This is a genomic window from Flavobacterium sp. LC2016-01 (genome assembly GCF_009711135.1).
Taxonomy (GTDB): Bacteria; Bacteroidota; Bacteroidia; order Flavobacteriales; family Flavobacteriaceae; genus Flavobacterium.
Map to the genome: position 1 here is coordinate 244,399 of NZ_WMIC01000002.1, position 25,135 is coordinate 269,533.

The 25,135-nt window shown below is 31.8% G+C and carries 19 protein-coding genes; 14 read left to right on the forward strand and 5 right to left on the reverse strand.

What is annotated here, in order from left to right:
• Nucleotides 1–64 precede the first annotated feature (64 nt).
• The 5 genes from GKZ88_RS05450 to xrtF form a co-directional block, all read right to left on the reverse strand.
• Complete coding sequence (locus tag GKZ88_RS05450; protein WP_155101379.1) at nucleotides 65–406, reverse strand: heavy-metal-associated domain-containing protein; 342 nt, start codon at nucleotides 404–406, stop codon at nucleotides 65–67.
• Between the two features lie 50 nt (nucleotides 407–456).
• Complete coding sequence (locus GKZ88_RS05455) at nucleotides 457–2,466, reverse strand: TonB-dependent receptor plug domain-containing protein (protein ID WP_155101380.1); 2,010 nt, start codon at nucleotides 2,464–2,466, stop codon at nucleotides 457–459.
• 111 nt (nucleotides 2,467–2,577) lie between these two features.
• Complete coding sequence (locus GKZ88_RS05460) at nucleotides 2,578–2,976, reverse strand: hypothetical protein (RefSeq protein WP_155101381.1); 399 nt, start codon at nucleotides 2,974–2,976, stop codon at nucleotides 2,578–2,580.
• 45 nt (nucleotides 2,977–3,021) lie between these two features.
• The gene (locus tag GKZ88_RS05465; RefSeq protein ID WP_155101382.1) at nucleotides 3,022–3,468 is read right to left on the reverse strand and encodes an exosortase F system-associated protein; all 447 of its coding nucleotides are present in this window, start codon (nucleotides 3,466–3,468) and stop codon (nucleotides 3,022–3,024) included.
• Nucleotides 3,458–3,994: an exosortase family protein XrtF gene (xrtF, locus tag GKZ88_RS05470; RefSeq protein WP_155101383.1), complete on the reverse strand. Its 537-nt coding sequence runs from the start codon at nucleotides 3,992–3,994 to the stop codon at nucleotides 3,458–3,460. The genes GKZ88_RS05465 and xrtF overlap by 11 nt, the downstream gene beginning before the upstream one ends.
• 71 nt (nucleotides 3,995–4,065) lie before the next feature.
• On the opposite strand from xrtF, the gene GKZ88_RS05475 reads away from it, so the two are divergent.
• From GKZ88_RS05475 to GKZ88_RS05540, 14 genes are all read left to right on the forward strand, one after another.
• A complete protein-coding gene (locus GKZ88_RS05475) occupies nucleotides 4,066–4,521 on the forward strand; it encodes a GAF domain-containing protein (protein WP_155101384.1) in 456 nt (151 codons plus the stop codon).
• A 31-nt stretch (nucleotides 4,522–4,552) separates the two neighbouring features.
• Nucleotides 4,553–5,248, forward strand: coding sequence for a hypothetical protein (locus GKZ88_RS05480; protein WP_155101385.1), 696 nt, complete (start codon nucleotides 4,553–4,555; stop codon nucleotides 5,246–5,248).
• A 130-nt stretch (nucleotides 5,249–5,378) separates the two neighbouring features.
• Nucleotides 5,379–5,645, forward strand: coding sequence for a 30S ribosomal protein S15 (gene rpsO, locus GKZ88_RS05485; RefSeq protein ID WP_099710550.1), 267 nt, complete (start codon nucleotides 5,379–5,381; stop codon nucleotides 5,643–5,645).
• 167 nt (nucleotides 5,646–5,812) lie between these two features.
• On the forward strand, nucleotides 5,813–7,948 hold the full coding sequence (locus tag GKZ88_RS05490) for a polyribonucleotide nucleotidyltransferase (protein ID WP_155101386.1): 2,136 nt from the start codon (nucleotides 5,813–5,815) through the stop codon (nucleotides 7,946–7,948).
• Nucleotides 7,949–8,301: 353 nt separating this feature from the next.
• On the forward strand, nucleotides 8,302–9,015 hold the full coding sequence (locus GKZ88_RS05495; protein ID WP_155101387.1) for a hypothetical protein: 714 nt from the start codon (nucleotides 8,302–8,304) through the stop codon (nucleotides 9,013–9,015).
• A 13-nt stretch (nucleotides 9,016–9,028) separates the two neighbouring features.
• Nucleotides 9,029–11,791 (forward strand): TonB-dependent receptor, encoded by a 2,763-nt coding sequence (locus tag GKZ88_RS05500; protein WP_155101388.1) that lies wholly within the window; start codon nucleotides 9,029–9,031, stop codon nucleotides 11,789–11,791.
• A gap of 18 nt (nucleotides 11,792–11,809) precedes the next feature.
• On the forward strand, nucleotides 11,810–12,982 hold the full coding sequence (locus GKZ88_RS05505; RefSeq protein WP_155101389.1) for a DUF4249 domain-containing protein: 1,173 nt from the start codon (nucleotides 11,810–11,812) through the stop codon (nucleotides 12,980–12,982).
• Nucleotides 12,983–13,053: 71 nt separating this feature from the next.
• Nucleotides 13,054–14,658 (forward strand): hypothetical protein, encoded by a 1,605-nt coding sequence (locus GKZ88_RS05510; RefSeq protein WP_155101390.1) that lies wholly within the window; start codon nucleotides 13,054–13,056, stop codon nucleotides 14,656–14,658.
• 289 nt (nucleotides 14,659–14,947) lie between these two features.
• A complete protein-coding gene (locus tag GKZ88_RS05515; protein ID WP_155101391.1) occupies nucleotides 14,948–15,670 on the forward strand; it encodes a hypothetical protein in 723 nt (240 codons plus the stop codon).
• Between the two features lie 19 nt (nucleotides 15,671–15,689).
• Complete coding sequence (locus GKZ88_RS05520) at nucleotides 15,690–18,428, forward strand: carboxypeptidase-like regulatory domain-containing protein (RefSeq protein WP_155101392.1); 2,739 nt, start codon at nucleotides 15,690–15,692, stop codon at nucleotides 18,426–18,428.
• 4 nt (nucleotides 18,429–18,432) lie between these two features.
• Nucleotides 18,433–19,674, forward strand: a complete 1,242-nt coding sequence (locus GKZ88_RS05525) for a DUF4249 domain-containing protein (protein ID WP_155101393.1) — start codon at nucleotides 18,433–18,435, stop codon at nucleotides 19,672–19,674.
• On the forward strand, nucleotides 19,662–21,383 hold the full coding sequence (locus GKZ88_RS05530) for a hypothetical protein (RefSeq protein ID WP_155101394.1): 1,722 nt from the start codon (nucleotides 19,662–19,664) through the stop codon (nucleotides 21,381–21,383). The genes GKZ88_RS05525 and GKZ88_RS05530 overlap by 13 nt, the downstream gene beginning before the upstream one ends.
• A 202-nt stretch (nucleotides 21,384–21,585) precedes the next feature.
• Complete coding sequence (locus GKZ88_RS05535; RefSeq protein ID WP_155101395.1) at nucleotides 21,586–22,359, forward strand: hypothetical protein; 774 nt, start codon at nucleotides 21,586–21,588, stop codon at nucleotides 22,357–22,359.
• A gap of 3 nt (nucleotides 22,360–22,362) precedes the next feature.
• Nucleotides 22,363–25,128: a TonB-dependent receptor gene (locus GKZ88_RS05540; RefSeq protein ID WP_155101396.1), complete on the forward strand. Its 2,766-nt coding sequence runs from the start codon at nucleotides 22,363–22,365 to the stop codon at nucleotides 25,126–25,128.
• The last annotated feature ends 7 nt before the right edge of the window (nucleotides 25,129–25,135 follow it).

The following is a 25,135-nucleotide window of genomic DNA, read 5'->3' on the forward strand; positions in this document are numbered from 1 at the left end:
TATTTTAAAGATAAATTAACTATTAAAAAAAGCCCCAATAATAAACTTGGGGCTCTTAAAATTACTATTCTCTTACGTACTTGCAGCAACTATGCAAATTATCATAATCTGCCTGCGTTGCTTTCGCATCTTTGGTATCATGACCTGCCTTAGCAATTGCATTATTTAAATCTGCTGGAGATGACTTTTCTTCGTTTAAAATTACAGCAAGCTGATGCGAAGTAATGTCCCAAGTTGCCGTTTTTACACCTGGAACACTAAAAGCCGCTTTTTCAATACGTTTCTTACATTGCTCACAATTTCCGTTAACTTCAGTTGTGTATTTTAAATTCTTATTTTTCTTAGCTTGGGCTTGCGCCGAAAATCCTAAAAATCCAATTATTGCTATTAAAATTATTTTTTTCATTTTGTCTAATATTAAAATTTGATATTGCTATTTTAATTGATTCGTTCTATTTATTTTATTTTAAATCGTAAACCTGCGTAATACATTTGCCCAAAAATTGGAGCGTACGCCACCGAAGCATCAAAATTTGGTCCAAAAGGATCATCTGCTCCTAAAATTGCTTTTTGCTGTTTATAATTTCCAATATTTTCTCCTCCAATATACACTTCAAAAACAGGAGAAAAAACTCTTGTAACCTGCGCATTCATCACAGCAAAAGAAGGTGAAAAATCGGGAAACTGATCTTCTGACGGATTTGAAGCTGTATAAGGCAATTGCTGTTTTCCTGTCCAGTTAAAAGTATAATCAAATTTCCATTGTTTTCCTTCATCTGAAGCTGTTGTTTCGTACTCCAAGTTTCCAAGAAAACGATGTTTGGCCTGAAGCGGGCGCTGGAAAGTACCTCTTAAATAATCAGTCTGAATATCATAATATTTATAAGCTGTTCTTAAATTCAGGTTATGAACTAATTCATAATTAAATTCGGCCTGAAAACTATTCGCAAATGAACTTCCTTTTAAATTATAAAATAAAACTTCCTGCGGACTCTGCATTAAATCAACAACGGCCTGATTTTGAAAATCGGTTCTATAGAAATCGAAGCCAGCTTCAGCATTTTTATTGAAAATTTTGAACTTCTGCGAAAAACTGATACCGTAATTCCAAGCAATTTCAGGATTTAGTCCGTAGATTTTTCCGCTATTATCTAAAATTGAAAAGGTCCTCGAACTTGCAAAAAGTTGCTGATTTTCGGCAAAAATATTAGCCGAACGTTTTCCTCTTCCCGCAGAAAAACGAAGAACTCCATTCTTCCACGGATTGTATCTCATGTGCAGGCGAGGCGTCACAAAAAAGCCTAATCGGTTATGATTATCGACTCTTCCGCCCAAAATCAAACTGAAATTATCTGTATTATCATAAGTGTATTCAAAAAACGCTCCGACCGAATTATCAATTCGGCTGTAATCATTGACATTCACAAATTCCTGATATTGGTCGTAAGTAAAATTTAATCCTGTTGTAAATTTATGCATGGTATTGTTGATAATCGAATTGAAAATTAAATTCGAATAAAAACTATTCTGCTTTATATCATATAAATTCAAACCGAAATAAGAGTTTTGATTATGACTGTTGAAAGCATTTTGAAAACCAATACTTTGGTACGGCATATCTTTAAAAACATAACCTATTTTAGTCGACACGTCAAAACGTTCCGTATTGATTTCTGAACCCCAATGATTTGTGGTTCCGCGATCAATATCTTTATCAAAATCAACTTCACCAGTTTGCTTTTTATCATTCATATATCTGAAATTGATAAAACTCACCAGTCCGCTTTCAGGATCATAATATTGATAGCGATTTAAAATATTAATCTGTTTCCCGAGCGGATTATCTAAAAACCCGTCATTATTCATATCGTTTTTTGCGACACGGGTATTTCCGTGAACAAACAAACTTGTTGCCCATTTTTCAGATAATTTTTTATTAAAATGTGTATTCAACTCAAAACGAGCATCGGTAGAACCGTAAGCATTTAAGAAAAACGGAATATCACTCAAAGGTTTTAAAAGTTCGGTATTTATTTGTCCCGAAATACTCTCGTAACCATTAATAACACTCCCCGCACCTTTGGTAATTTGAACACTTTCGATCCAGGTTCCTGGTGTAAAAGACAATCCGTAAGCTTGAGAAGCGCCACGAACCGATGGAATATTCTCCTCGGTTATCATTAAATATGGACTAGTCAAACCTAACATTTTGATTTGTTTGGTTCCCGTCAAAGCATCCGAAAAATTGACATCTATAGAAGGATTTGTTTCAAAACTTTCAGCCAAATTACAGCACGCCGCCTTTAGCAGTTCTTTACTTGTAATTACTGAGGTATTGGCTGTAAGTGTATAGGATTTTTTAATTCCCTTTTGCTTTTTGGTGACTTTAACTTCCTGCAAATCTTCCTGAGAAAAAGCAGTAACAGACAGCAAAATCATGCCCAAAAGCATTATATTTTTTTGCATAAAAAAGATTTTAATGTTATTAGAAAAGCTGTTTCTGATTCTTCTTCATTTCGAAAAAAACAAACAGCAGGTCAACAAGCCACAAGATTGGCTTGACTCTAAACATTAAAATCAGGAATAAAAAATATATTGATTGTATAACTTGAATAAGGGGGGCGCATTCGCATCAGAATAATACGAAGTGATCTGACTGCTTTTAAAATTTGGAACTGATAAAAAAGCAATTGTTTTGTATTCTTGAATTACAGCAGGAAAATCAAGCTGAAAAAAGAATATTTTAAAAGTAGCATTATCTGATTTTTTTTCAAAATGAACTACTTTGTCTTTACAGCAAGATGATTTTTTTTCATTTTCTCCACAACATTTCTTTTCTGGAGAAGCCTGTGCTGTAGTATTTAAAGAAACAGAAGCAATTTCGCCTCCGCAATAATGCACATCAAATGCAAACCCAATGTTGGAAACCAACAAAAGGAAAGCTAAAAATAATCCTGTGCACTTTTTTAAATTCATATTGCAAAATTATCTAAAAAGACTGAAAAAAAATTTAATAATTTGTTATTTTTTAAAATTTTGGCTCTGATAATAAAAAGCAGGAATAAAAAGCAAAACAAATATGGGCTGAATTATAAATCGTCTAATATAAAAAAGAAGCCAATTTGCATTTGGTAAATAGTTTAAAATCACAAAAAATGCCACAAAAAGAGTTACCAGAAAAAAGAGGTATAAAAAAGCACTGAACTTAAAAATTTCGACATCCCGAAACAGCACATAGATTAAGATCAAGGACAAAACTGTATTCAAAAAATAGCGCAAAAAAAGTCCGAAAAACAACTTAAAACCATCAACTTCAGGATACGGCAGATTTTTAAAATCAATTTCAAAATAGTCTAAAAAAGGATCATAGAAAAGACTTTTTTCAAATGCACGAATAATACCAAAACACATTACAATACAAATTGCAAACAGAATTTTGTATTTATGCGCTGCAATTTTACTTAGCATATTTCGAAAATTTATTTACCCAAATAACCCATAAAACAAATACAAATCCGTAAATAATCAGTGGGAAAAGAACGCCATGCAAAAAATGTTCATACTGCGGATAATTAAAAAGCAAAATTGTTAAAAAGGCAATTCGAAGAATATTTAAAATGTAAATAAAAAGCGTCCCGAACAAAATAAAAAACAAAGTGGTTTTGAATTTTCCCGAAAAGGCAATCACAAATGAAATAAACAAAATTATAACACTGACCGCATTACAGCCTTCTATAATTCTTATTGTAAACTTATTATTATACCAAACTTCTAAACAAGGCTCAGTTATGCTTTTTACAATGCTTACATCAGAATTAAAAAAGCGCATTAAAGCCTCAACATTGCTTCCGACAATTTTTGAAATTCCGTCAACTTCCACAGCATCAAAACTGTTCAAATAAAATTTATAAACTATTGTAAGAACAATATAAGCAGCGAAGAAAGTGCTTATAAAAATCAAGAAAGGTTTAAATTGTATTAAATATTTTTTCAACGGAATTTTTTTTCAAATTTATGTATTTTTTAAGTCAGGCTTTAAATACTTTTGTATAAAATTTATTTATCATGACTTTTCAAGAATTACAACCAAAAATAAGCGCTATTGTAGCTGATACAAAAACTGTTAGAGACGAAAAACTATTGGCAATCTGTCAACTGTTAAACGAAAATATAGAATACTATAACTGGGTTGGTTTTTATTTTGCCAATCACGAAGCAAAAACACTTCATTTAGGCCCATATGTTGGCGCAGAAACAGATCATACTGTTATTCCGTTTGGAAAAGGAATCTGCGGACAAGTAGCAGAAAGCAATGCTAATTTTGTTGTTCCAGATGTTGCAGCGCAAGACAATTATATTGCCTGCAGTTTTACTGTAAAATCTGAAATTGTAGTACCGCTTTTTGTTAATGGTGTAAACATTGGCCAAATCGATATTGACAGCCACGTAATTGATCCTTTTACAGAAGCAGACGAAAGATTTTTAGAGTTTGTGAATGAGGAGGTTGCTAAATTATTCTAGAAGAACTATTTTTATATAAAAATAGAACTGAATGAAAAGAAACATCTTCATTTTTCTGCTTCTGATAATTTCAGTTCACCTCTCCGCGCAAATCAATATGGTTTCAAAAAAAATCTTTTTAGATTCATTGAACCATGAATGCACTCCGGAAAACTATTTCTATACAAGAATAATCACAAATTACTCTCAAAAAAGTGTCCGTTATGTGATAACTGATTTTTACAAAAATGGAAGAAAGAAAATGACCGGAGCAACTTTAGATAAAGATGTTCTAAAAAAGGATGGCGAATTTATTTGTTATTACAAAAATGGAGCAAAGGAATCTGTTGTAAATTATTTGCAAGACCATAAAGAAGGCAAAGAAATTAATTGGTACGAAAACCAAAGCAAAAAGTTTGAAAAGCAGCATATCTGGAATCCAAAAACTAAAAGCGTTCAGATTTTAATTCTTAATTTTTGGAACACAGACAAAGAGCAGACTGTAATTGATGGAAATGGAGAATATGAGAGCACTGATAATTTTGTTACAGAAAAAGGCGTTGTAAAAAACGGCTTAAAACAAGGCGCATGGAAAGGAAAAGATTTGATTCGTAAAATCACATTTACTGAAAATTATGACAAAGGAATCTTAATTTCAGGAGTAGCCGTAAATGAATACAATTACAGTTATTCTTATTCTTCGCTAAATGAAAGAATTGCCCCTAAAAAAACACCTACAAATCACTAAAAATGAATTTCTTAGGTCTTATTTTCAGATTCTTTTATTTTTTTTTGATTTTTCTGTTTTTTTAAACTAATTTTGCACCCGTCTTACAAAAGTTGTATGACATACATAAAAATCATTAAATAATATTGGAATGTATTTAAGTAAAGAAAAGAAAGAAGAGATTTTCGCACAACACGGTGGTGCAACAAACACTGGAAGCGCAGAAGGTCAAATTGCATTGTTCACGTACAGAATTTCACACTTAACTGAACACTTGAAAAAAAATCGTCACGATTACAACACTGAGCGTTCTCTTGTACTATTAGTAGGTAAAAGAAGAGCTTTGTTAGATTACTTGAAAAAGAAAGAAATTAACAGATATCGTGAGATTATCAAAGTATTGAATATCAGAAAATAATCAATATAGAAAAGAGGTGCGAAAGTGCCTCTTTTTGTTTTTACATTACAAGCATAATATTACAAGAAAAAAAGTTTGGTTTTTCATTGGGTTTTAGATTACAACAACTACACAACAACACTACAACACAACTAAAACCCATTGTATAATCAAAAAGGAAAAAATTTATGATTCCACAATTATTTGTAGAAAAAATCGATTTAGGTGATGGAAGAAGCATCACAATCGAGACAGGACGTTTGGCTAAACAAGCTGACGGTTCTGTAGTAGTTAGAATGGGCGATACAATGATTCTTGCAACAGCAGTTTCAGCTCGCACATCAAACCCAGGCGTTGATTTTTTACCATTAACGGTAGATTACCGCGAAAAATTTGCAGCAGCAGGTCGTTTCCCAGGAGGTTTCTTTAAAAGAGAAGCACGTCCAAGCGATAGCGAAGTATTGACAATGAGATTAGTAGACCGTGTATTGCGTCCGCTTTTCCCAGACGATTACCATGCTGAAACTCAAGTTATGATTCAATTAATGTCTCATGATGAAGAAGTTATGCCAGATGCTTTAGCTGGTTTAGCCGCTTCTGCAGCATTAGCAGTTTCAGATATTCCATTTTATAACTTAATTTCTGAAGTTCGTGTAGCACGTATCGACGGAAAATTAGTGATCAACCCAAGCAGAGCTGAATTAGAAAAATCTGACATCGATATGATGATTGGTGCTTCTATGGATTCTGTTGCGATGGTTGAAGGTGAGATGAAAGAAATCTCAGAAGCTGAAATGATCGAAGCTATTAAGTTTGCTCACGAAGCTATCAAAGTTCAAATTCAAGCACAATTACGTTTACAAGCTGCTTTTGGTAAAAAAGAAATTCGTACTTACGAAGGTGAGAAAGAAAACGAAGAAATTTACAAAAAAGTAAAAGCTGCAGCATATGATAAAATTTATGCTATTGCAAAAGTTGGTTCAGCTAAACACGAAAGAGGCGCTGCATTTGCTGAAGTAAAAGAAGAAGTAAAAGCTTTATTTACCGAAGAAGAATTAGCTGCTGACGGTGATTTAGTTTCTAAATATTTCTACAAAACAAACAAAGAAGCTGTTCGTAATGTAGTATTAGAATTAGGTGTTCGTTTAGATGGTAGAAAAACTACAGACATCAGACCAATCTGGTGTGAAACTGATTATTTACCAAGAGTACACGGTTCATCTTTATTTACACGTGGAGAAACTCAAGCTTTGGCAACTGTAACTTTAGGAACTTCTAGAGAAGCAAACCAAATCGATTCTCCATCTGAGCAAGGTGAAGAGAAATTCTACTTACACTATAACTTCCCTCCTTTCTCAACTGGTGAAGCAAAACCATTAAGAGGAACTTCAAGAAGAGAAGTTGGTCACGGTAACTTAGCTCAAAGAGCATTAAAAAATATGATTCCTGCTGATTGTCCTTACACAATTCGTATTGTTTCTGAAGTTTTAGAATCTAACGGTTCTTCTTCTATGGCAACAGTTTGTGCTGGAACAATGGCTTTGATGGATGCTGGAGTTCAAATGGTAAAACCAGTTTCTGGAATTGCTATGGGATTAATTACTGACGGAGAGAAATTTGCTGTATTGTCAGATATTTTAGGTGATGAAGATCATTTAGGAGATATGGACTTTAAAGTAACTGGAACTGCTGACGGTATTACAGCTTGTCAAATGGACATCAAAATTGATGGTTTACGTTATGACATTATGGAGCAAGCTTTAGCTCAAGCACGTGATGGACGTTTACATATCTTAGGAAAATTAACTGATACAATCGCTGCACCAAGAGCTGACGTAAAAGCACACGCACCAAAAATTATTACAAGAACTATTCCTGGAAACTTTATTGGAGCATTAATTGGACCTGGTGGAAAAGTAATTCAAGAATTACAAAAAGCTACAGGAACAACTATTGTAATCAACGAAGTTGATGAGCAAGGTGTTATCGAAATCTTAGGTACAGATCCTGCTGGAATTGAAGCAGTATTGGCTAAAATTAAGTCAATTACTTTCAAACCTCAAATGGGAGAAGCTTACGAAGTGAAAGTAATTAAAATGTTAGATTTTGGAGCTGTGGTAGAATATACTGCTGCGCCAGGAAATGAAGTTTTATTACACGTTTCTGAGCTTGCTTGGGAGCGCACTGAAAACGTTACTGATGTTGTAAACATGGGTGATGTATTTGAAGTGAAGTACTTAGGTGTTGATCCTAAAACGAAAAAAGAAAAAGTGTCAAGAAAAGCACTTTTACAAAGACCTCCACGTGAGGAGAAAAAAGAGTAATCAGATCTTAGTTTACTAAAGGTTTATTCATAGCAAAAACCCCGTTTCATAATCATGAAACGGGGTTTTTCGGTTTTTACATACTTTCCAACCTAAAACTAAACGGTTAAAACGCTAGAATACAACGCTTTTCAGGAAACACATTATAGATTAAATAATGTTGTTCGTTTAAAAATCAATGTTGTTGGTTTAATTTATTTTTTTTAAAAACATTATTAACATAGTTTTATATAGAAAACAGCTACACGAAACTAAAAATATTGATGAGAAAGGATATTACAAGGTCAAAACTTAAAACAATTTTATTTATTAATATCTCTTTTAAACTCAAACTATATTGTAAAAACCCACCATTGAAAATCACAAATTACGCAACAGTACTTTTCATCCTGCTATTACTTTCGATCAACAGTTTTTCTCAAACCAATGAAAAAAAAGAAATCTCTAATTATTTAGACAAAACAATTGGTGAAGAAATTTTAAACATCAATAACGGCAAAATTCATCTTGATCCATATAATTTAAAAAATGGCAACACTAATTATTTAAATAAAAACTTCGTTAACGGATCTGTTTTCTACGACAATCAATTGTATGAAAACATTCTGATAAAGTATGACATCTACAAAGATCAGCTTGTTAAATCATTTGAGAACAATAGTGCATTCGGCATAACTCTCATAAATAAAAAAACAGATTACTTCTTAATTGAGAATAGGAGATTTATCAATATTGACAATAAATATAAATTCCCGAAAGTCATCACTGGTTTTTTTGAAGAAAAATATTTAGGCAAAAACATCTCCTTATATATTAAACACTTTAAAACGGCGAAAGAAACCATTATTGAAACTACTTTGTATACAGAATTCAAAGAGTATAGTGACTATCAACTTCTTTATAATTCAAAATTTATAGCCGTAAATACGCAAAAAGAAATCCTCACAGCATTTCCTCAACTAAAAAAAGAAATAAAAGAGTATTATAAAAAAAATAAAATTCCGGAAGAGACAAATCCATACCAGTTCAAAGCAGATTTAATAAAATTTATTGACAATAATTTATAAGCTCTAAATCTAAATGAAAAAGTACTTTATCCTCTATTTATTTTTCTTATTGCCAATCATTCTCTTTTCTCAAGAAAAAAATATTTCTATAAAATATTCCAATGTAACACGAAAAAAAGCTATTGAAACAGTCGAGAAAAACACTTCTTTTCATTTCTATTTTGAGGACCAATGGCTATCTGATAATGAACTTATTTCGGGAGAATTCAACAATACGTCTATCTCAATAATTTTAGATGCCATTTTTAATAACACCACCATAAATTACGTTATTGACGGGAACAATATTATTCTAAGTGACGGCCTTTTGATATCAAACACGATAACGGAGGATTATTTTAAAAATGCTGCTAACACAAATGTCAACAACACTCCAAAATTGCAAATTGTTCCTATTTACAATAAGCAATACCTGAATGATTCTAAGAAAGACACAGATTCAATTATTTCCCTTGGAAAACAATCATTAATAAGCACATCTCAGTCCTATACCCTTTCCGGCTACATTAAAGACAGAACTTCAGGAAAACCAGAATATAATATTACTGTTAAAGTAAAAGACAAAGATATAAGCACAACAAGTGATGAAAATGGCTATTACAGCTTTAGAGTTCCCGCCGGTATTAATATAATCGAAACACAATCTATTAAACATGGATCGAAAACTAAAAAAATTGTACTGTACAGCAATGGAAAAGTTGATTTTACTTTAGATGAAAATGTAAATGCCCTTAAAGAAGTTGTGATCGAAAATAAAAGATCAAAAAACACAACTTCGGCAGTTGCTGGTCTCACGAGTATTAATATCGAAAACATCAAAAATGTCCCTTTAATTTTGGGCGAAAGAGATATTTTTAAAGTTGCAACAACGCTGCCGGGTATAAAAACAGCAGGAGAAGGCTCTGCGGGCTTTAATGTTCGTGGAGGGAAAGACGATCAAAACTTATTTTTACTAGACAACGCTTCTTTATACAATCCATCTCACTTTTTAGGTTTCTTTTCTTCTGTAAATCCATTTACCACAAAATCAGCTGATATATATAAAGGAAGCATTCCTGCTGAGTTTGGAGGGCGCCTTTCTTCTGTTTTTGATATTAAATCTAAAAATGGGAATACCGAAAAAGTTTCTGGTGAGGCAGGAATTGGTCCAGTAATGAGCAATGTTACGCTCGAAATTCCGATAGTAAAAGGAAAATCAAGCTTAATATTTGGCGGGAGAGCAAGTTATTCTGACTGGATTTTGAAGGCTATCAAAGATCCCGAACTAGATAACAGTCAAGCCTCTTTTTATGATCTTTTATTAAAATACAATCATCAAATTAGTGCAAAAGATAATCTGGAAACCTCTTTATATTACAGTCATGACAAATACAGCATTAATTCAGACTCTATTTACAAATACAGCAATCAGTTGGCAACAATAAAATGGGATCACGATTTCAATGCAAAAAACAAATCTTCCTTGATTATTACCAACAGTCAATATAAATTCAACATCGACTACGATTCTCAGCCACAAAAATCATTTGATTACGGTTATAAAATCAATGAAACGCAGCTTGTTTTTAAGATGAAGTACATTTTGAATGAAAAGCACGCATTTAATTATGGCGTTAGCAGCAAAATATACAATGTTGATCCTGGTTTCCTTGAACCAACAAGCGGTGACTCTCAAATTAAAAACAAAACATTGGAAAAAGAAAAAGCTCTAGAGTCGGCTTTATTTTTTACCGAAAATTATAAGGTCAATGACAAACTTTTAATTGATTTAGGTTTGCGTTATTCTTTTTATTCTGCGCTTGGTCCTTCGACCCAAAACATTTATCAGGATGACCTTCCTAAATCTGAAAGAACTGTAATTGACACTAAAACCTATTCGAGTAATGAATCCATAAAAACGTATGGCGGTTTTGAACCTAGAATTTCTGCACGTTATTTTATACTTCCAGATTTATCTATAAAAGCAAGTTTTGACAGAACGTATCAATACATGCATTTACTGTCAACTAATACGACTCAATCTCCAATGGATGTTTGGAAGCTTTCAGATTTAAATACTGAACCGCAATCGTCTAATCAATTTTCGCTAGGACTTTTCAAAAATATAATTGAAAAATCATTAGAACTGAGTATCGAAGGTTATTATAAGCGTTCGAAAAATATTCTGGATTATAAAGTGGGTGCCGAATTATTTTTGAACGAAAACATAGAAACCGAACTTCTTCAGGGAGAAGGAAAAGCTTATGGAGTTGAATTTTTGATCAAGAAAGAAAAAGGAAATTTTAATGGCTGGCTAAGTTATACCTATTCCAGAGCTTTAATAAAATTGGACAGCAGATTTGACTCTGAAAAAATAAACAGCGGTCAATATTTCCCGACGAATTATGACAAACCACATGATTTTAGCGCCATTTTAAATTATAAATTCACCAAAAGATATAGTTTATCCACTAATTTTGTTTACCAAACCGGCAGACCTGTCACTTTTCCAATTGGTTCATATGATTTTGCCGGAGAGAATGTTACTTTATACAGTAATCGCAATCAATATAGAATTCCAGATTATTACAGATTGGATATTGGTCTTAATTTTGAAGGAAATCATAAAATAAAAAAGCTCGCTCATAGTTTCTGGAATCTTTCTGTTTATAATGTTCTTGGAAGAAATAATCCTTATAATGTTTATTTTGTTACTGAAGATAAAAAAATCAAGGCTTATAAAACATCGATTTTTTCGGTTCCAATTCCAACGATAACGTACAACATTAAATTTTAATTCATTTATCACATCAATATGAATTTATCAATAATCAAAAAATCGACATTGTCCCTTTTTGCATTTGCTGTTTTGGCAAGCTGCACGGAACAATATACCTATCAAAATCAAGATTTTGAAGATGCGATGACTGTTGAAGCTACATTAACAAACGAATTAAAATATCAGGAAATAAACATTGCCAGAACAAGGGTTCTTAATGACACCGTAAAAATTCCCGAATCTGGAGCTGACGTCACTGTAGTTGATAGCGATAAAAATGTATTTCACTTTAATGAAAAAGATGGGAAATATATTTCTCAGAATGAATTCAAAGTAGAACCAAACAAAAACTATCAATTAAAAATAACAACTAAATCCGGAAAATCATATGTTTCTTCACCGCAAGTTTTAACGACACAAAACACTATTGATCTAGAAACAACAGTTGAAGATAAAAATGGCGTTAGAGGTATTCAGGTAAGTGTTAAAAGTTTTGACCCAACAAATACGTCCAAATATTATCGTTATGAATACGAAGAAACCTATAAAATAATTACCCCGCATCCCATTGAAACACGTATTAATTTAGTAAAGCAAAACGGCTACTATAGCTACGTAAAAGTTCCTGCTCCACCTAATATCCAGACTTGTTATACCACTAAACACTCCACAGGAATCAGACAAACCAGCACGACCGATCTGACCGAAGATCGTGTAAAATACCCTATTCGTTTTATCGCCGACACAGATTACATGCTGACAAATCGTTACAGCATAATGGTTTCCCAGTACACACAAAGTCAAGCTGCCTATGATTATTATTATACCTCAAAAAAAATGGTTGATTCAGGAGAATTGTTGTCTCCAAATCAGCCTGGATATGTAGTTGGGAACATAAAATCAACATCGAATTTAAATGAAAAAGTTGTTGGTTATTTTGAAGTTGCTTCTGTCGCTAAAAAAAGAATCTTTTTTAGTTTCAAAGATTTTTTCCCTTCTGAAAAACCAACCGAATATTTTACAACTTGTAATGCCAGACTTTACTATTTTACTGAAATCGAACAAAATGATTATGACTTAATTAAAACACATGATTTTATTGGAGATGGTCCGGGAATGGTTCCTTCCGGATTCTATATGGTTGAAAAAGAATGCGGCGATTGTACATCATTTTCTTCTAACGTAATACCTTCATTTTGGGAAAATTAAACATAAAATTAGCGTTTCTGCTGTTATTAGTAAATTTCACTTATAAAAGTACTGCTCAAAATAATACTGTTTTGAGTACAGAATCATTATTGGTTAAAACCAATACTTCAGTAGTCTTAACTGGTGAAACATTGTACTATCAATTATACTGTTTAAATAAAACGACCGTGTTTTCAGACATCAGTGAGATTGCCTATTTAGAAGTAATCAACGATCGTAAAGAAAGTGTATTTAAAAATAAAATTAGTCTAAAAAACGGAATTGGATCTGGCGATTATTTTATTCCAACAACATTAACAACTGGAAACTATAAACTTATTGCTTATACGAACTGGATGTTAAACAACAGTCAAAATAACTTTTTTGAAAAAGACTTTGCTATTATCAATCCATTCGAAGAACACATCAATATGACCATTGACAGTACTTCTAAAAAAGTTGACGTTTACAAAAATGAAACAAAAAACACAGCTGAAAATATTCTTTTAAAACTTGACAAAGAAAAATATTCTAAAAGAGAAAAAGCTGCACTTGTACTGCCAAAAACATTGGATAGAGGAAATTATTTTTTAAATATCAGAAAAATAGATTTTATACCTGCATACTCAGATAATGAAACTATTAACACTGATACAAATTTAAAACAAGAAATAAAGATACTTCCAGAAACTAGAGGCGAAATTATAACAGGATATATCAGTCCGAAAATTGCAAATTCTGATTTAAACTCTAAAATAGTTACACTCTCAATTCCAGGAAAAAATTTCATCTTCAAAACAGCCAAAACAAATAGCACCGGAAAATTTACTTTTTTGATCGACAAACAAACCAGTTCGTCAGACTGTTATGTGCAATTATCAGAATCAGACAGAGAAAACTACACTATTGCAATAGACAAGACACCAAGTCCGGATTTATCAAACTTAATTTTCTCTAACAAGACATCAATTTCTCGTAAAAATTTAAAAGCTATTCAAGAACGTTCCTTGGCAACTCAAGTCGAAAACGTTTATTTTTCGCAAAAAAAAGACAGCCTTATTGAAGCCATCAATACCGATTTCTTTTTTCAGCCTACAGAAAAAAAATACCAATTAGATGATTTCGAAAGATTTAGAACATTTAAAGAAACAATAATCGAAATTGTTACCGAGCTTAATTTTAAAGATTACAATCAAGTTCCTTCATTATATTTAAGAGATTCCAGATATAACATCACACAATCACCTGAACCGTGTTTAGTTTTGGTTGATGGACTGCAAATTCAGAATATAAATACATTACTTAATTACAATGCCTACCAGATTGAAAGCATTAGTGTTGTTGACAGACCCTATTGTTATGGGCCTAAAATATTCAACGGAATTGTAAGCATCATTACAAAAAACAACGATTTTGCGACTATTTATTCTGATAAAAACATTTTAAAAACGATGATCTTAAGACCAGAGCCGGCAAAAGTGTATTTTGAACCAAAATACGAAACATCGAATAGCCTAAGCCGAATTCCTGATTATAGATATCAATTACTTTGGAAACCTAATATAGCTCTTAAAAGTAACGAAATGATTATTCCGTTTCACACATCTGATATTTCCGGAGATTATGAAATCATGCTGGAAGGAATTACCGAAGCGGGGAATTATATCCATTTTTATAAAACATTTAAAATTGAATAAGCAGAGCAAATCTCTTAAAATAGGATCTTTGGCCTCACAAAATTTATGATCAAAAAACCCCAATTCATTTAGTTGAATTGGGGTTTTTCGTTTTTTGCATTCTTCATTTTTTTTAATTCAAAACTTATTTGCTCCGAAAAAAAGAATAATAAAAATTCAACACTAATTGAATCCTTTTTAGATAAAAAATAGAAAATATACTACATTTTAACAATTGTTCGTGTTATTTATAACTTTTTTTTAATACTTTTGAAATCAACCGAAAAAAAACCAAAAACTCACCGATCTTTTGAAAAATTCCCAAAATAAGATAATATTCCTAATTTTATTTGGATTATTATTAAACATTCATTCAATCCACAGCCAAAGCGTCAAAGAAATCGAAATATTTAATTGGTTTGATAAAAATGCAGGTATAGAGGCGTTAGACATCAAAAATGGCCCTGCTCATTTAAACTTTGACAAAACCATCGACAACCAGCATCGTTACTACAGTGTAAATGAATTCAAAAAAGGAAGCGCCAGATACGGTAGCCAAAACTACTTTGATTTATTTTTAAAATACGACATCTATGCAGACGAACTTGTTCTGCGTCCTTATGATGAACAAAACACCACAAAAATAAATATCATTAAAGCCAATATTACTTCTTTTAAGATTGGCAATGAAAATTTTGTCAATTTAAAAGAATTGAACAATACGGCTTTTAAAGGCGGTTACTACGAGGAAGTTCCAATTAACAGCAATCAGGTTTTTTATATTAAATATTACAAAGAGAAAAAGAAAAACCACGCGAAAGAAGAACTTAACTTGATTGAATATATTCCACAATATGAATTCGTTTTATGGAAAGAAAATAAATTCAATTTAATCAATGACAAAAAGGCAATTATTGCTTTATTTCCTGAAAGCAAAAGCAAAATAAACGATTTCTATTTCATGAATCGGAGCCTTAGAAAGGAAAACACGCCATTATTCATGAAAAATTTAATAAAATTTATCAATAATTAAAACCCGAAGAAACATACAAATGAGAATATTTACTATCCTTTTATTATTTTTCGGTTTTAATCAGTTACTGCATTCACAAGGCGAAAAAAATACAATAAACATTACTTTTAATAATATAAACAGAGTCGCTGTCTTAGAAAAAATTGAGGCTTCGACTTCTTATAAATTTTATTTCCAAGAAAATTGGTTTGATAAAAACGTACTAATCTCTGGAGATTATTCGAACAAAACTATTGAAGAAGTTTTATCTAAAGTTTTAGAAGATACTGAACTTAATTTTTACGTTAGTAAGAATAAAATCATCTTGACAAAAAACAGTATCATTTACGATAAGTTTCAAAACAATAAAAAAGATGCAAATGCTCCTATCTTTTTCCAGCAGTATGATTCTGTTAAAAAAGATAAGTCGGGAACAACAGCGCCTATTGCATTGATTGGTAAAGAAGCCGTAGATTCAGAAGTGGATCTTTATACTTTATCTGGTCATATTACTGATTTAAAAGACGGAAAACCTTTGGCCGACATCAATGTTAAAGTAAAAAACACTGCCATTGTTTCGACCACTAATGCTGAAGGATTTTATAGCTTTAAACTTCCAACAGGATTAAGTACGATTGAAGTTGAATCTTTATTTTATAATAGTACCTCTAGAAAAATTATGATTTACAGCAATGGTACTTTAGACTTTAGTGTTATTGAAAAAATCAATCAGCTAGACGAAGTTTTGGTAAAAGGAAAAGACAGCCAAAACATTCGAACTGCAATTACAGGTGTTACGACTATTGAAGCCGAAGGTGTAAAAAATATTCCTTTGGTTCTTGGAGAAAGAGATGTTTTGAAAGTTGCTTTAACTATTCCTGGAATTAAAACAGCAGGTGAAGGTTCTTCTGGATTTAATGTCAGAGGAGGAAAAGAAGATCAAAACTTGGTATTATTAGATAATGCTACCATTTACAATCCAACGCACCTTTTTGGTTTTTTCTCTTCAGTTAACCCATACACAATTAACAAAGTAGACATTTATAAAGGAGGAATTCCTTCTGAATATGGAGGACGTTTGTCTTCTGTTTTTGACATTATTTCTAAAAATGGAAATACTGAAAAAATTTCTGGTGAAGGAGGAATTGGTCCCGTAACCAGCAATCTTACAGTATCGCTCCCAGTTGTAAAAGACAAAGCAAGTTTATTAGTAGGTGGAAGAGCAACCTACTCGGACTGGATTTTAAAGACTTTGGATGACGAAAGATTGAAAAACAGTCAAGCTTCTTTTTATGATTTGTTTGCCAAGTACAATCACAAAATCAACAAAAACAATTCAGTTGAAGGAACCGCTTATTACAGCAAAGATTCTTATACTTTAACTCCTGATTCTCTATTTAAATACAGCAACCGCTTAATTTCATTGAAATGGAAACACGCATTCAATGAAAAAAACAACAGTGAATTTAATGTAACAAACAGCGAGTACAAATACAGCATCAATTATCAGTCAGTTAATCCTGAATCTTTCTTGCTTAAATATAAAATAAACGAAAGTCAGGCAGTTTTAAAATTCACAAGCGAGCTTAGCAGCAGTCATAGACTTACATACGGAATAGCAAGTAAACTGTACAAAATAAATCCAGGACAATTATCTCCAAACGGAGAAAACTCAATTGTAACGCCAATTACCATAGAAAACGAAAAAGGGTTGGAATCTGCCGCTTTTCTTTCAGATAAATTTCAAATTTCCGAAAAATTACTGTTAGATGTTGGAGCCCGATATTCATTATATATGGCCCTTGGACCATCAACACAAAATGTTTATCAGGATGGCGTACCCAAAACTTCCTCAACTGTAGTAGAACAAAAAACCTACGCTAACAACGAAGTAATTACAACAAATGGCGGTTTTGAGCCGAGAATTGGATTGCGTTATATTTTTAATGAAAGCCTTTTTGTAAAAGCTGGTTTTGATAAAAACTTTCAATACATTCATTTGCTTACAAACAATACAACTCAGTCGCCAACTGATACGTGGAAATTATCTGATTTAAATGTAAAACCAGAAAGCGGACTTCAATATTCGCTGGGAATTTTCAAAAAATTAGAATATAACGACCTAGAATTGAGTCTTGAAGGTTATTACAAAACTTCTAAAAACATTTTGGATTACAAAGTTGGATCGCAGATTCTTTTAAATCAAAACCTAGAAACCGAATTGCTTCAAGGTGATGGAAAAGCGTACGGAATTGAATTTTTACTTAGAAAATCTATTGGACGTCTTAACGGATGGATTGGATACACTTATTCAAGATCATTTATAAAATTAGACAGTCAGTTTAATGATGAAAAAGTAAATAATGGTGAATATTTCCCAAGTAATTTTGACAAGCCTCACGATTTCAGTATTGTAATGAACTATAAGTTTACGCATCGTTACAGTTTTTCTTCTAATTTTGTATATCAGACAGGAAGACCTATCACCTATCCTATTGGAAAATATTATTACAGCGGTGCAGAATATACTTTATACACTGATCGAAATAAATTCAGAATACCTGATTATTACCGATTAGACATAGGATTAAATATTGAAGGAAATCATAAAATAAAAAAATTAGCACATAGTTTCTGGAATATTTCTATTTACAATGTACTAGGCAGAAACAATCCATATTCGGTCTTTTTTGTAACCAAAGACGGCCAGATAAAAGCCTATCAAACCTCAATTTTTGCAGTTCCAGTACCAACTATTACTTATAATTTTAAATTTTAACGTTATGAAAAAAATCTTTCTATATAGATTTGTAATAACAATTATGTTCACCGCGGTATTTGGCTGTACAACACCTTACAATTACCAATCAAGCAGCGCATATGAAGATGTCATTGTCATTGAATCTACGATCACAAATCAAAATAAAACTCAGGAAGTAAAAGTTACAAGAGCTTACAAACTTGATGAAAAGAGTCCAACTTTTGAAGCTGGAGCAGTTGTTTTTGTAACAGATAATCTCGGCAATAAATATGATTTTAAACAAAGTACTGATAAATATACCTCTGTAACTACATTTCAAGTTGCTCCAGACAGACAATATCAATTACATGTTCGTACAAAAGATGGCAGAAGTTATATTTCAAGTACCGAAAAACTCCCACAGCAAACCGAGATTTCAAGCCTCGAAGCTACCAAAGTAACCAAAGAAAACCAACTTGGAGTTGAAATCACTGTAAACAGCACTGACCCAACAAACAACTCGCGCTATTATAGATACGAATATGAAGAAACCTATAAAATTGTAGCTCCTAAATATTCTCCTATTAAAGCTAGAGTAGTTTTTTTTCCTGCAGGTTCTTATCCTCCAGGGCAAGTTATTCTTGAAGAGCGAACTGAACAAGTCAGAATTTGTTACTCAACCCAAAATTCGACTGAACTGCTTTTAACAAGTACAAGCGATTTATCTGAAGATAAAGTGAGTAATTTTCCCGTACGTTTCATTGCCAGCACTGACCCCATTATAATGAATAGATACAGCATTTTGGTAAAACAATATGTTCAGAGTCTTGCTGCTCATACTTTTTTCGAAACATTGAAGGAAATCTCAAAATCTGGAAGTATTTTATCTCAGACACAGCCAGGTTTTTTCTATGGAAACATAAAAGCTGTTGACAATCCAGGAGAAAAAGTTATTGGTTATTTTGATGTATCTTCTTATTCAGAAAAAAGGCTGTTTTTTAATTTCAAAGATTTACTGAATGGCGAACCTATACCTAAATACCCATACAATTGTCCGACAGAATTTGCGACTGTCGAGGAAGCCAAAGATTATATCTTTAGCTACTGTTTTAACAAAAATCCTGCTTTTGGATGCCAAGGAGAATTAATTTTAAATCTTCTTTCAAACGGCACTAAAGTGTATTTTCCAACTGAGTTCCCCACGAGCTACATGTTATACGATCCACCATGCGGCGACTGTACATCAATTTCATCAAATATAAAACCACCATTTTGGATAGATTAAGATACATATTATTCATAGCGTTAACTTTTAGCTGTCAGCAAATTATATTTGCTCAAAAGAACAATTCAGTAAGTGAACTGAATGCTGCCGACAAGAAAATTAACGAGTCCGTTTACCTGAGCACAAATGCTAATTCATTTTTGACAGGTGAAACTTTGCTTTACAAAATATTCTGCATAGACAAATCAGCAAATACCGCTTCAATTTTTAGCAAAATAGCTTATGTGCAGTTAATTGACAATACTAAAAAAGCTGTTTTCACTCATAAACTGTTCCTTGATAAAGCAACAGGAAATGGCGACTTTTTTATTCCGACTACATTAGAAACCGGAAGCTATAAATTGATTGGATATACAAACTGGATGCTGAACAAAACTGCTCCAGAATATTTCTCCGTTGATATTTATATCGTAAATCCTTATAAAGAAAACCCTAGCAGCAGCACTGTTTCTTACAATGCCGTTACATCAGAAAAAGTCAGCAACAGTGCTATTTCTTTTGATCTAAAAAACAAATCGTATAATAGCAGAGATCTAATTGAATTAGGCATTAAATCAAATTCTGATGAATTTTCTAAAGGAAACTACACATTATCTGTTAGAAAAACTGATGGTTATTTAGCGCAAAATAAAGTGGTTTTCAGTAATGCAAACAGTGATCAAAGTAATGAAATCACAACAGATCAATTTGTGCTTCCCGAATTGCGAGGCGAAATTATAACCGGAAAAATATCTTCGGCTAATGGTGATGTTAAAAGCAAAAAAGTGGCACTTTCAATTGTTGGAAAAAACTCCGAGTTAAAAATTGCTAAAACTGATGATCAAGGAAAATTCCTTTTTATTTTAGAAAAAGAGAATCCAAATTCAAATATTATTGTACAAGTTCTTGATAACGGTAAAGAAGATTATGTCATTGAAATTGATAAACAGAAAACTGCAGATCTTTCTAATTTAACGTTTCCTGCTGTTCAATTTAATTCGGATTTCAAACAAAACATCACAGATCGATTAATCTCAACTCAAGTTGAAAATGCCTATTATGATGTCAAAAAAGACAGTTTAATAAATCCTGCGGTTGGCGTTCCTTTTTACGGAGCAACATCAGAAGAATTTAAACTGGATGATTATACAAGATTTCCTAATATCGAAGAAACAATTACCGAAATTACAAAAGGTGTTTATTATAGAAAAAACAATAATGAATACTCCATTCATGTTTTTGATTATGATGAAAACTACGAATCAGCACTTCCTGCTATGATTGTTGTTGACGGATTAATTATCGAAAATCTGAACGAGCTTTTTGCCTTTAGTCCTAAAGCTATTTATAAAATAAATGTTGTAAGAGGGCTTTATTACTATGGTTCAAAGTCATTTAATGGTATCGTTGCGTTCACTACAAAAAATGGTGATTATGACACAAAGCTGAAAGGTAAGTTTATCATCAGACCTGAAATTTTAAGGCCTCAGGTTAAGAAAAACTACTTTACTCCTGATTATGCAAGCAATAAAAATGCAAGGATTCCAGATTACAGACATCAGCTTTTGTGGCAGCCAAATGTTGATTTAAGCAAAGCAGACTCAAACATCAAATTTTATGCTTCTGACGTATCAGGAAAATATGAAGTAACACTGGAAGGATTTTCAGCTACTGGAAAACCTGTTTTTATTAAAGATTTTATAGAAATAAAAGAGCAAACCAGCAACTAATTTTATTTCTAAAGAAAATAGCTCAAACCTCCGTTTCTAAAACTTGAAATGGAGGTTTTTTTATCTAATGACGAATTGAATTGGTCATTTTGTTTAAAAAATATAGAATTTTTATTACAATTTAACATTTTATCACAAAATCTACCACTTTTTTTTAATATTTTTGAGTTCACCAAAACAAACCATTTAACCACACAATCCTTTGAAAAATTATCAAAAAAAGTACACATGTCTTATTTTATTTGGATTATTCTTAAATATTTTCTCAATTTACAGTCAAACTAACAGCAACAATAATTCTCTATACAATTGGTTTGACAAAACTTTAGAAAAAGAAAATCTTCCTGTTTACAACGGCACTCGGCACGTAAATTATTATCGAACTTTAGACAATACTCACAGTTATTATATCTCTGGAAATTACAGTTCTGGCGATGTTGAATATGACGGTCAAACCTATTATAATCTTGATCTAAAATATGATGTCAACAATGATATTTTAGTTTTCAGACCCATAGGAAAATTTGATTACATGGGTATCAATACGATAAAAGTAAAAACTGCCAGCTTTAATATTCAAAACAAACATTTTGTAAATATAAACTACAACAATCCTTCTTGTCCGGATTATATGAATGGCTATTATCAGGAAATTGTGTACTCAAAAAACAATATTCTCTATATCAAACATCACAAAATCAGATCTAAAGTTATTGACACAAAAACAGTTTCTGATGAGGGCAACCAGAATTCAACGGATACGTTTGCAGAAAAAAATGAATTTATCTTGAAATACAAAGACTCCTATTATAAAATAAGTTCAAAAAGCGATATCATCAAAATTTTCCCAGAGCTTAAAAGCAAAATAAAAAATTATTACACTGCAAACATTCGGTTAGAGGAATCAGATAATAAAGTTTTTATTGAAAATTTAATCAAAGAAATAAATAATCTTCTTCCTAATGAATCTAATTAAAGAATGAAAAAAATTATACTCACCATATTTTTATTAGCTTTTTACACGATATCATTTAGTCAGGAAAAAAACGATAAAATTACAATTGAATTTAATAATGCTCCTCTAAAAACAGCATTAGAAAAAATCGAACAGGCAACAGGTTATAAGTTCTACTTTGACCAAAGTTGGTTTGCTGACGAAACTAATTTGATTACTAAAAGTTATACTGATATTTCTGTTAATGCTTTACTTGACAGTCTTTTTGAGAAAACTGCTTTGAATTATTATATTATCGATAAAAAAATAATTCTATCAAAAAACAGTACAATTCATAGTTCGCTTCCTGATAATTATTTTTCAACTTCAGATACGCCGCAAACAAATCAAATTGCAGCAAAACCTGTGTTTCATCAGCAATATGATACACTGACGCAAAAAAACACTCCTGCCGGTATCATCTACATTGGTAAAGAGAAAAAAGGCGGTGAATCAAAATCGTATGTTATTTCAGGTTTTATAAAAAATATAAAAACAAAAAATCAACTTTCTAATGCAACAGTGAGAGTTCGGGATAAAAACATTAGTACTGTCGCAAATAACGATGGCTCTTATAAAATTACCGTCCCATTTGGATTAAACTATATTGATGTTGAATTAGTAAATCATAAAAAAACAACAGAAACTATCATGGTTTATGATAATGGAAATCTAGACATTTTTCTATATGAAAGCATAAATGAACTAGATGAAGTAGTCATAAAAAAGAATGCCGACAAAAATGTGAAAGATGTTATTGCTGGAGTTTCTACTATAGATGTTGAAAAGATAAAAAATATCCCGTTAGTTCTAGGCGAAAGAGATATTTTTAGAGTAGCAACAACTTTACCTGGAATAAAAACAACAGGAGAAGGTTCTGCCGGATTTAATGTTAGAGGAGGAAAAGATGATCAAAATCTAATTCTTTTAGACAATGCGGTTTTGTATAATACATCACACTTTTTGGGCTTTTTCTCAGCTGTAAACCCTTACACAACCAGCAAAGTGGATATTTACAAAGGAAGTATTCCTGCCAGATTTGGCGGCAGATTATCTTCTGTTTTTGATATTGCTTCAAAAAACGGCAATCCTCAAAAATTTTCTGGCGAGGCAGGAATTGGATCCGTAACCAGTAATTTATCTATTGGAGCTCCAATTATAAAAGACAAAGCAAGTGTATTAGTTGGAGTAAGAACTACGTACTCTGAATGGATTTTAAAACAATTAGATGATGAATCTTTAAAAAATAGTCAGGCTGCATTTTTTGACGGAATTATAAAATACAATCATAAAATAAATTCAAACAACAATATTGAATCAACATTGTATTACAGTAAAGATCGTTTTAGTATTTCTTCAGATTCAGTTTATAAATACAGCAATGCATTAATTTCGCTGAAATGGAATCATGCATTCAGCAGCAAAACTAAAACTGACTTTATTTTCACCAATAGTCAATATAAATTCAATATTGATTACGATAATGGAAAGCCAAACTCTTTTGATTACGGATATAAATTAAACGAAACTCAATTTATTCTAAATGCAAATTATTTGCTAAACAGCAAACATTCTTTCAATTATGGTCTAGCGAGTAAACTTTATAATGTTCAACCGGGTTATCTTAATCCAAAAACTGCTGAATCCACCATCATTCCGATAAAAATAGACGATGAAAAAGCCCTGGAATCTGCTTTGTATATTTCAGATAATTATACGTTGAATGATAAAATATTATTTAGTCTCGGTCTTCGATATTCTACCTATTCGGCACTTGGAGAATCGACACAGCAAATTTACAAAGAGAATGCTCCTATTAATGACAACAATGTAATTGGAACCAATTATTACAAAAAAAATGAAGTCATAAAAACCTACGGCGGATTTGAGCCAAGAATAGCAATGCGTTATCTATTTACAGACGATTTCTCTGTAAAAGCCAGCTATGACAAAACGTATCAATACATTCATTTACTGACAAATAATACGACTCAATCGCCAACTGATGCTTGGAAATTATCAGATTTAAATATTAAACCTCAGGAAGCGCATCAATACTCTTTAGGGTTTTATAAAAATCTGGATAACGACAATGTAGAATTAAGTTTAGAAGGATATTATAAAAAATCATACAATCTTCTGGACTATAAAGTAGGTTCTGAGTTAATGCTGCAAGAAAACACCGAAACACAGCTTTTACAAGGAGAAGGAAAAGCTTATGGAGTTGAGTTCTTAATTAAAAAAAATGCAGGAAAACTTAACGGCTGGGTAGGTTATACTTATTCACGTACTTTTATAAAATCAGACAGCCAGTTTCTTGATGAAAAAATTAATAACGGCCATTATTTCCCAACAAACTTTGATAAGCCGCACGAAGTAAGTGCCGTACTCAACTACAAATTTACACAGCGATATAGTTTATCCAGTAATTTTGTATATCAATCAGGGCGTCCTATAACCTTCCCTATTGGAAGTTATATTTATAACGGTATGGAATATACTTTATACAGCGACCGAAATAAATATAGAATACCTGATTATTATCGATTAGATATTGGTTTTAATATTGAAGGCAATCATAAAATAAAAAAGCTGTCACATAGCTTCTGGAATATATCTATTTATAATGTTTTAGGCCGAAATAATCCGTATTCTATCTTTTTCATAACAACAGATGGACAAATAAAAGCATACAAAACTTCTATATTTTCTGTGCCAATTCCGACTGTAACTTATAACATTAAATTTTAATCAACAG

Bases quoted from the DNA above. Each gene is read 5' to 3' on its own strand.
- GKZ88_RS05450 (WP_155101379.1), bottom strand. From the start codon at position 406: ATGAAAAAAATAATTTTAATAGCAATAATTGGATTTTTAGGATTTTCG.
- GKZ88_RS05455 (WP_155101380.1), bottom strand. From the start codon at position 2,466: ATGCAAAAAAATATAATGCTTTTGGGCATGATTTTGCTGTCTGTTACT.
- GKZ88_RS05460 (WP_155101381.1), bottom strand. From the start codon at position 2,976: ATGAATTTAAAAAAGTGCACAGGATTATTTTTAGCTTTCCTTTTGTTG.
- GKZ88_RS05465 (WP_155101382.1), bottom strand. From the start codon at position 3,468: ATGCTAAGTAAAATTGCAGCGCATAAATACAAAATTCTGTTTGCAATT.
- GKZ88_RS05475 (WP_155101384.1), top strand. From the start codon at position 4,066: ATGACTTTTCAAGAATTACAACCAAAAATAAGCGCTATTGTAGCTGAT.
- GKZ88_RS05480 (WP_155101385.1), top strand. From the start codon at position 4,553: ATGAAAAGAAACATCTTCATTTTTCTGCTTCTGATAATTTCAGTTCAC.
- rpsO (WP_099710550.1), top strand. From the start codon at position 5,379: ATGTATTTAAGTAAAGAAAAGAAAGAAGAGATTTTCGCACAACACGGT.
- GKZ88_RS05490 (WP_155101386.1), top strand. From the start codon at position 5,813: ATGATTCCACAATTATTTGTAGAAAAAATCGATTTAGGTGATGGAAGA.
- GKZ88_RS05500 (WP_155101388.1), top strand. From the start codon at position 9,029: ATGAAAAAGTACTTTATCCTCTATTTATTTTTCTTATTGCCAATCATT.
- GKZ88_RS05505 (WP_155101389.1), top strand. From the start codon at position 11,810: ATGAATTTATCAATAATCAAAAAATCGACATTGTCCCTTTTTGCATTT.
- GKZ88_RS05520 (WP_155101392.1), top strand. From the start codon at position 15,690: ATGAGAATATTTACTATCCTTTTATTATTTTTCGGTTTTAATCAGTTA.
- GKZ88_RS05525 (WP_155101393.1), top strand. From the start codon at position 18,433: ATGAAAAAAATCTTTCTATATAGATTTGTAATAACAATTATGTTCACC.
- GKZ88_RS05540 (WP_155101396.1), top strand. From the start codon at position 22,363: ATGAAAAAAATTATACTCACCATATTTTTATTAGCTTTTTACACGATA.